Origin of the sequence: Stappia indica, assembly GCF_001696535.1 — a bacterium.
GTDB classification, from domain to species: domain Bacteria; phylum Pseudomonadota; class Alphaproteobacteria; order Rhizobiales; family Stappiaceae; genus Stappia; species Stappia indica.
In genome coordinates this window covers 1-5151 of the sequence record NZ_MBQE01000009.1, presented here as the reverse complement: position 1 = coordinate 5151, position 5151 = coordinate 1, and the positions used below count along the sequence as shown (strand labels likewise).

4 protein-coding genes are annotated in these 5151 nt (G+C 68.8%); all 4 read left to right on the top strand.

Annotated elements, in window-relative coordinates; all coding sequences use genetic code 11:
• On the top strand, window positions 1-766 hold a 766-nt coding region (locus BBX35_RS22625; protein ID WP_067224891.1), incomplete at its 5' end, for an SRPBCC family protein.
• A 126-nt stretch (window positions 767-892) separates the two neighbouring features.
• Window positions 893-1384: a (2Fe-2S)-binding protein gene (locus BBX35_RS22620; RefSeq protein ID WP_067224889.1), complete on the top strand. Its 492-nt coding sequence runs from the start codon at window positions 893-895 to the stop codon at window positions 1382-1384.
• 251 nt (window positions 1385-1635) lie between these two features.
• On the top strand, window positions 1636-4005 hold the full coding sequence (locus BBX35_RS22615) for a xanthine dehydrogenase family protein molybdopterin-binding subunit (RefSeq protein ID WP_067224888.1): 2370 nt from the start codon (window positions 1636-1638) through the stop codon (window positions 4003-4005).
• Between the two features lie 134 nt (window positions 4006-4139).
• On the top strand, window positions 4140-4940 hold the full coding sequence (locus BBX35_RS22610) for an FAD binding domain-containing protein (RefSeq protein WP_067224886.1): 801 nt from the start codon (window positions 4140-4142) through the stop codon (window positions 4938-4940).
• Window positions 4941-5151: the final 211 nt, after the last annotated feature.

Below are 5151 nucleotides of genomic sequence, written 5' to 3'. Positions count from 1 at the left end.
CATGGATTTGTTTGGTGAGTATCGGATTTTGGCTGGTCGCGGGGCGGTTTGGGCCGCTCTGAACGATGCGGATGTTCTGCGTCGTTGCATTCCCGGCTGCGAGGAGCTCGAGAAGGTTTCGGACCGGGAGATGACGGCGACGGTCGTTGCGAAGATCGGGCCTGTGAAGGCGACGTTCAAGGGCGCTGTGACACTTGAGAACCTGAACCCGCCGGAGAGCTATACGATTGTCGGCGAGGGCAAGGGCGGGGTTGCCGGCTTTGCCAAGGGTGCGGCGGATGTGTCGCTGGCCGAGGACGGTGCGGAGACGGTGCTGAGCTACACGGTGAAGGCGCAGGTCGGGGGCAAGCTGGCGCAGCTTGGCAGCCGTCTGATCGTGTCGACGTCGCGCAAGATGGCGGACGAGTTCTTCGGCAAGTTCAAGGAGATCGTGGAGGGCGGCGCGGCTTCGGGCGAGGCCGGTGCGGCTGCCGGTGCCGGTGCTGGCGCCGTGGCTGCCGGCGCTGCGCCTGCTGCGGTTGCGGATGAGCCGGATGCGGGGGAGATCGAGGCGGCGAAGAGCGAGGCGCTGTCGCGGCTTCCCGGCGATGTCGGCGAGGCTGTCTCGGATGCGGTGCATGAGGCGGAGGAGCGGGTCGTGAAGACGGCGCGCGAGGTCGAGACCGAGGTCGAGACGGCGGCGGGCCGGGGCTTTCTCGGCGGTCCGATGGTGTGGGGTCTTGCGGCGCTTGCGGTGGTGATCGTGATCCTGGCGCTGACGCGGTGAAGTTGACGCGCTGAAGTTGGCGTGCAGGTGCTGGCGCGCTGCAGGTTTGAGCAACAGGTTTGAAGATGGCCGGCCGGGTCCTGAAGGGGCGTTGGAACAGGCCTTTTGGAACGAGGGAGGATTTGCATGGCCGAAGTGAGCATGGTCGTGAACGGTCGGACGGTGACGCGGACGGTCGAGGACCGGACGCTGCTGGTGGAGTTCCTGCGCGAGGGTCTTGGCCTGACGGGGACGCATGTGGGCTGCGACACGTCGCAATGCGGGGCGTGCGTGGTGCATGTGGACGGCAAGGCGGTGAAGTCGTGCACGATGCTTGCGGCGCAGGCCTCGGGGTCGGACGTGACGACGATCGAGGGTCTTGCGTCCGGGGGCGAGCTGCACCCGGTGCAGGCGGCGTTCAAGGAGCATCACGGGCTGCAGTGCGGCTTCTGCACGCCGGGGATGATCATGGCGGCGGTGGACATGATCGCGCGCCATGGCGGGGGACCGCTGGACGAGGCGACGATCCGGGCCGAGCTGGAAGGCAATATCTGTCGCTGCACGGGCTACCACAACATCGTCAAGGCGATCGCGGCCGCGAGCGAGACGATGGCCGGGATGAAGACGGCGGCCGAATAGGGCGCTGAGGCCGCCCGGCCGGGGCAGGGCCCGCTGTCGTTCTGGGCCGTTCTGGGGGGAGCGGCGCATGGCGGGCCGGCAGCCTACCGGCCGGAGACGGCGCGCCCGCAGGCAGGGCCTTCGGGCCGGAACTTCGGGCCAGAACTTCGGGCAGGGCCTTTGGGCCGGAATGTTGGAACGAGACGACGTCGAGGCGGAGTGCGGCGCGGCGAGGAGGCCGGGCGCTGCAGGCATCCGCGAGGGAGGACGAGATGGCAGGTTCGGTTGAAGGTATCGGTGCGCGCGTGCAGCGGCGCGAGGACAAGCGCTTCATCACCGGCAAGGGCCGCTACACGGACGACATGACGGTGGCGGGGATGGCGCATGCGGTGTTCGTGCGCTCGCCCCATGCCCATGCGAAGGTGGTGTCGATCGATGCGGATGCGGCGCGGGCCATGCCGGGCGTGATCGCGGTGCTGAGCGGGCAGGAACTGGTCGCGGACGGGGTGGGCAACCTGATCTGCGGCTGGATGATCCACTCGAAGGACGGCAGCCCGATGAAGATGGGCGCCTGGCGGGCGCTGGAGAGCGAGCATGTGCGCCATGTCGGCCAGGCGGTGGCGGTGGTGATCGCCGAGACGCGGGCGCAGGCGCGCGATGCCGCCGATGCGGTCGAGGTCGAGTACGAGCCGCTGCCCGCGGTGGTCGATGCGCTGGACGCGCTGAAGGACGGGGCGCCGCAGCTGCACGAGGAAGCGCCGGGCAACCTGATCTACGACTGGGAGATCGGCGATGCGGCGGCGACCGAGGCGGCCTTCGCCTCCGCCGCGCATGTGACGCGGATGGAGATCCGCAACAACCGGCTGGTGCCGAACCCGATGGAGCCGCGCGCGGCCCTTGCCCAGTATGACGAGGCGGACGAGCACTACACGCTGTGGACGACCTCGCAGAACCCGCATGTGGCGCGGCTCGTTCTGTCGGCCTTCTACAACATCGCGCCGGAGCACAAGCTCAGGGTGATCGCGCCGGATGTGGGCGGCGGCTTCGGGTCGAAGATCTACATCTATCCGGAAGAGATGGTGTGCCTGTGGGCGTCGAAGAAGACGGGCGTCCCGGTGAAGTGGACATGCGAGCGCACGGAGGCGTTCCTGACGGACGCGCATGGCCGCGACCACTACTCGGAAGCGGAGATGGCGCTGGACGCGCAGAACCGGATCCTTGGGCTTCGGGTGAAGACGGTGGCGAATCTGGGCGCCTACATGTCGCTGTTCTCCTCGTCGGTGCCGACCTATCTCTATGCGACGCTCTTGTCTGGCCAGTATGCGATCCCGGCGATCCACTGCAACGTGAAGACGGTCTACACGAACACGGTGCCGGTGGATGCGTATCGCGGGGCGGGGCGGCCGGAGGCGACGTATCTGCTTGAGCGGATGATGGAGACGGCGGCGCGCGAGGTGGGGATGGACCCGGCCGAGTTCCGGCGGGCGAACTTCATCCGCTCGTTCCCGCACCAGACGCCGGTGATCATGTGCTACGACGCGGGCGACTACGATGCCTCGCTGGAGGCGGCGCTGTCGGCGATCGACTATGCGGGCTTTGCGGCGCGCAAGGCGGAGGCGGCGCGGCGGGGCAAGCTGCGCGGCATCGGCCTGTCCTGCTACATCGAGGCCTGCGGCATCGCGCCGAGCCAGGCGGTCGGCTCGCTGGGAGCGGGCGTCGGCTTGTGGGAATCGGCGGAGGTGCGGGTGAACCCGGTCGGCACGATCGAGGTGCTGACGGGCTCGCACAGCCATGGCCAGGGCCACGAGACGACCTTTGCGCAGCTTGTTGCGGAGCGGTTCGGCGTCGGTCTCGACACGGTCGCGATCGTGCATGGCGACACGGACAAGGTGCAGTTCGGCATGGGCACCTACGGCTCGCGCTCGGGCGCGGTCGGCATGTCGGCGATCGTCAAGGCGCTGGACAAGGTGGAGGCGAAGGCGAAGCGGATCGCCGCGCATCTGCTGGAGGCCTCGGAAGGGGACATCGCGCTGGAGGGCGGCACGTTCAAGGTGGCCGGCACGGACAAGGAGCTGCCGTTCTTCCAGGTGGCGCTTGCCGCCTATACGGCGCACAACCTGCCGGCCGGCATGGAGCCGGGTCTGAAGGAGGGGGCGTTCTACGACCCGACCAACTTCACGTTCCCGGCCGGCACCTATGTGTGCGAGGTGGAGGTGGACCCGGAGACGGGTCGGACGGAGATCGTCGACTTCGTTGCGGCGGACGACTTCGGGACGATCATCAACCCGATGATCGTGGAAGGGCAGGTGCATGGCGGCCTGACGCAGGGCATCGGCCAGGCGCTGCTGGAGAACGCGTCCTATGACGCGGACGGGCAGCTGCTGTCGGCGTCCTACATGGACTACACGATGCCGCGTGCGGACGACGTGCCGTCCTACCGGCTGATGACGACGGTGACGGCGTGCCCGGGCAACCCGCTGGGGATGAAGGGCTGCGGCGAGGCGGGGGCGATCGGCTCGCCGCCGGCGGTGATGAACGCGATCACTGACGCGATCGGCACCAACGCGCTGGAGATGCCGGCGACGCCGCAGGCGGTGTGGGCGGCGCTGAAGACGGTCCGGCCGGCACAGGCCGCCGAGTAGGGCAGCCGAATAGGGCAGCGGAGCAGCACCCACGCAATCCTTGAGGACGGCGCTCCCGGACGGCCCTAGGCCCCGGGGGCGCCTTACCAGACGAGCAAGAGGCCCGGTCGCACTGCCGGGCGAGGGAGAACGGGATGTACGAGACGACCTATCACCGGGCGACGAGCGTCGCCGATGCGGCGGCGAAGATCGCCGGCAGCGAGGACGGCAAGATCCTGTCGGGCGGCATGACCCTGCTGCCGACGATGAAGCAGCGGCTGGCGGCGCCGTCCGATCTTGTCGACGTGACCCATGTCGCCGACCTGAAGGGGATCGCGGAGACGGGCGGCGCCTTGCGGATCGGGGCGGCGACGACCCATGCGGAGGTTGCCGGCTCGCAGAGCGTGCGGCGCCTGGCGCCGGGGCTTGCCGAGCTTGCCGGCCATATCGGCGATCCGCATGTGCGCCACCGCGGGACGATCGGCGGCTCGATCGCCAACAACGACCCGGCGGCGGACTATCCGTCGGCGATGCTGGCCTTGGGGGCGACGATCGTCACCGACAAGCGCCGGCTTGCGGCGGAAGAGTTCTTCACCGGCCTGTTCGAGACGGCGCTGGAGGAGGGGGAGATCGTGACGGCGGTGGAGATCCCCGCCTGCGCGGCCTGCGCCTATGCCAAGTATCCGAACCCGGCCTCGCGCTATGCGATGGCCGGCGTGTTCGTCGCCCGCACCGACGGCGGCGTGCGGGTCGCGGTGACGGGCGCCGGATCGAACGGCGTCTTCCGCCACGAGGGGCTGGAGCAGGCGCTGTCGCAGAGCTTCACGCCGGAGGCCGCAGCCTCGGTGACGACCGATGCGGACGAGCTCATCTCCGACATCCACGGCTCGGCCGACTATCGCGCCAACCTCATCACCGTCATGGCCAAGCGCGCCGTCACCAAACTCGCAGGCTGACAAACCACGCCGCGACACCAACGGCGCAGCCGCCGAAGACAAGTCGCGCCTGGCCAAGACCAGCCAGGCCGGCCGAGGCAAACCAGGCACGCGCCGCGCGCCGCACAAAGCAAAACAGCCCGGGTGGATAAACCACCCGGGCTGTCTTGTATTCTCAAGCCGCTATCAGCTGACCGGGATCACGCCGCCGCAACGTCGTTCAGGAAGCGGT

What these genes read in the sequence shown, in the direction of transcription:
- BBX35_RS22615 (WP_067224888.1), top strand. Translation starts at nt 1,636, where the DNA reads ATGGCAGGTTCGGTTGAAGGTATCGGTGCGCGCGTGCAGCGGCGCGAG.
- BBX35_RS22610 (WP_067224886.1), top strand. Translation starts at nt 4,140, where the DNA reads ATGTACGAGACGACCTATCACCGGGCGACGAGCGTCGCCGATGCGGCG.
- BBX35_RS22620 (WP_067224889.1), top strand. Translation starts at nt 893, where the DNA reads ATGGCCGAAGTGAGCATGGTCGTGAACGGTCGGACGGTGACGCGGACG.